Source organism: Microvirga aerilata, assembly GCF_016743775.1.
Classification (GTDB): domain Bacteria; phylum Pseudomonadota; class Alphaproteobacteria; order Rhizobiales; family Beijerinckiaceae; genus Microvirga; species Microvirga aerilata.
Genome location: NZ_JAEQMY010000215.1, coordinates 1 through 2,970 on the forward strand (window position 1 = coordinate 1; position 2,970 = coordinate 2,970).

General features: G+C 59.0%; 5 protein-coding genes. 4 read left to right on the plus strand and 1 reads right to left on the minus strand.

The window, feature by feature from the left end; all coding sequences use genetic code 11:
- From JKG68_RS31645 to JKG68_RS35080, 4 genes are all read left to right on the plus strand, one after another.
- Positions 1–1,529 (plus strand): tetratricopeptide repeat protein (locus JKG68_RS31645; protein WP_210346515.1); only part of this gene is annotated, 1,529 nt, incomplete at its 5' end.
- A 75-nt stretch (positions 1,530–1,604) separates the two neighbouring features.
- On the plus strand, positions 1,605–1,808 hold the full coding sequence (locus tag JKG68_RS31650; protein ID WP_202066326.1) for a hypothetical protein: 204 nt from the start codon (positions 1,605–1,607) through the stop codon (positions 1,806–1,808).
- A gap of 66 nt (positions 1,809–1,874) precedes the next feature.
- A complete protein-coding gene (locus JKG68_RS31655; RefSeq protein ID WP_202066328.1) occupies positions 1,875–2,585 on the plus strand; it encodes an IS6 family transposase in 711 nt (236 codons plus the stop codon).
- 110 nt (positions 2,586–2,695) lie between these two features.
- Positions 2,696–2,842, plus strand: a complete 147-nt coding sequence (locus JKG68_RS35080; RefSeq protein WP_376773250.1) for a hypothetical protein — start codon at positions 2,696–2,698, stop codon at positions 2,840–2,842.
- Between the two features lie 32 nt (positions 2,843–2,874).
- Here the strand turns inward: JKG68_RS35080 and JKG68_RS35085 are convergent, their stop codons facing one another.
- On the minus strand, positions 2,875–2,967 hold the full coding sequence (locus JKG68_RS35085; protein WP_210346516.1) for an integrase core domain-containing protein: 93 nt from the start codon (positions 2,965–2,967) through the stop codon (positions 2,875–2,877).
- Positions 2,968–2,970: the final 3 nt, after the last annotated feature.

The following is a 2,970-nucleotide window of genomic DNA, read 5'->3' on the forward strand; positions in this document are numbered from 1 at the left end:
CCTCGTCTTCGTCATCAAACACCTTCCCGCTCCCGCAGGAGCGTATCAGAGGTATCCGTCAAAACGAGGGAAGATCAAACATTGCCGCGCGGCTGGAGAGTATCGCTGAGCCAGGAGGGATCTGCCTGTCTGCGGCGGCGCACGAGTATGTCAGAAAGATATTGGCACCCCCAGCCAAGGATCTAGGATTACAATTGGTCAAGAACATCGACGGGCCTGTAAGGCTCTTTGCCATCAAGGCTCCTACTAGCAGTATTGCAAAACCAATCCCATCTCGCCGCGACAGGCGAGGTCAGCCTCACAGTGATAGGCCATCTGTTGCTATACTGCTCTTCACGAACATGGGCGGCGATCCGACACATACCTACTTCAGCGATGGCATCACTGAGGACATCATCACCGAACTCGCCCGATTTCGCGAGTTCCTCGTAATTTCGCGCCATTCTTCATTCGCGTTCCGTGACCCTGCTATAGACGTGCGTGAGGTCGGGCGGGCGCTGAATGCGGACTATATCGTGGAGGGTAGTGTTCGCCGAGCCGGGGAACGTATTCGGGTAACGGCACAGTTGATCAATGCCGCGAGCGGCTCGCACCTATGGACGGAACGATATGACCGCCCACTGGAGGATGTATTCGCCATCCAGGACGAAGTTGCACGCGGGGTAGTCGCCACTGTAGCTCAACGTATCATCGAGGATACTTCGGCAGCCGCCCGCCGCCGTCCACCGCAGGATCTCCGAGCCTACGATCTCTTTCTCCAGGGTCACACTCTCCGGTTGACGAAAGAAACCCAAGACCAAGCCAAAGCTTTCTTCGAGCAGGCGCGAGATCTAGATCCGACCTTCGCCCGAGCCTATACAGGCCTCGCCTATCTCTATCTTGAACGGGCGACCGACTGCGGAGTGGGGGTGCCTCGTGATCAGGAACCCAACCGGGTGGAGGCGCTGCGTCTTGCGAAAGAGGCGTTGGCACGCGATCCGAACGATCCACGAGTCCAATCGACAATTGGTTACTTGTACTTGGTATGGCGTGAGTTCGACCACGCCGAACGCCATCTGGATTTGGCCCGAGCCTTGAACCCGAACGACCCTTTGATCCAGATGACCTGGGCCTTCGCCGAGGCGTGCTTCGGAAGACCGGAGCACGGATTGCCTGCGGCAGAGATAGCCCTCCGACTCAACCCGCTGTATCCAAGTTGGTACACCCACTTTCTGTCCCGCATCCTCTTTCTTCTCCATCGGTATGAGGACGTGGCCACAGCCTTGGAGCCGCGAACGCGAGAACCCCCGGTAATGCACCGCCGCGATCTGGCATGGCTGGCGGCAGCCTACGGTTTCTTAGGACGACGTGAGGATGCTCAGCGCTGTGCCGGATTGTTTCTTGAGGGAGTTAGACAGGCTTGGCGCGGCGATCCGTCAGCGGGTCCGGTGGAGTATGTCAACTGGCTGGTGGACGCCTCATTCTTGCGGCGGACAGAGGACGAGGAGCATCTGCGGAAGGGGCTCCGATTAGCTGGGTTGCCCGCCTAGAGAAAATGCCTCAGTCGGATTGAAGGTCAGACAGTACTAGCTCAGCCTAACACATCGCGGACCTGGAGATGGCTCATGAGGGCTCCCCGGCAGATGGCACTTACTCCTGACCTCGTGGCGCAAGTTCACCGGGTGCTGGAAGATCCTGGTCCCGATCCGACTTGGACGTACCACACCAACGAGGACTACGACGCTCTTGTGCAGGGCCTGCTCGCTTCCCATCCTAACGGACCGGATACATGGCTCTTTGCCTACGGCTCCCTGATCTGGAAGCCTTAACTCGCTCATGTTGAAGGGCACCGTCAACTTAACCGACGGGTGACTAGGATCGAGCTATCATGAGGGATGAGATCGACCCGTGCCCCTCGCTACGCCCGCCACCGCTTTCCGGCTGAGGTGATCAGCCATGCCGTCTGGCTGTACTTCCGGTTTCCGCTCAGCCTGCGCATGGTCGAGGAGATGCTGGCCGCCCGAGGCATCCTGGTCAGCCACGAGACCGTGCGGCAGTGGGCGTTGAAGTTCGGCCAGAGCTTTGCCAACCAGATCCGCAGGCGCCTTCTAGCGTCTTGCGACAAATGGCATCTTGATGAAGTCGTGATCAGCATCTCCGGCAAGAAACACTGGCTCTGGCGAGCTGTCGATCAGCATGGAGCCGTACTCGACATTCTCGTCCAGAGCCGCCGCAACGCTAAAGCGGCCAAGCGCCTGTTACGGAAGTTGCTCAAGAAGCAAGGTGCGGTGCCTCGCGTTATGATCACGGATAAGCTGGCCAGCTATGGTATCGCCAAGCGACAGCTCATGCCGGGCGTCGAACATCGGCAGCATCGGGATTTGAATAATCGAGCCGAGAACAGCCATCAGCCCACCCGGCGACGCGAGCGCATCATGAAGCGCTTCAAGTCAGCCGGGCAGGCGCAACGCTTCTTCTCAGTCCACGATCAGGTTGCAAACTTCTTCCGCCGTCCTGCCAACACCAGCGCTGCCGGTCATCGCATGTCCCGAGGTCAGGCATTTCGGGTCTGGGCCGAGGTCTCCGGCGTCCTCATGGGCCGCTGATCGGATGCTCTAGGGAGGGGGTGGACCTATCTCAAGCCGTTAAGTTGACGATGCCTGTTGAAGTGCGAAAAGCCACCGCAAGGGGCTGGCACTGATCCTTCTGCTTCAGGATCGAGTGGTTTCGGGGAACCAAGGACCAGCCAGGTCTCGTGATGTCCCTTGATCGGGGAGGCCAGTGTCAGGGCGTCATATTCCGTTTGCCCCGGGAGCAGCCTGGACCCTACTTGGTTGTTTCGTCATGCGGCGGATATGGTTAGCTGATCGGAGGCTATCTAGCTGTGAGTTCTGATCAGGTTGTTCCGGCGAGAGCCTGAGCCGGTGTTCGTCGGCCGAGACTACCATGCGGGCGCTGCTGATTGTACCAGGTCAGCCACCGCGGCAGGTC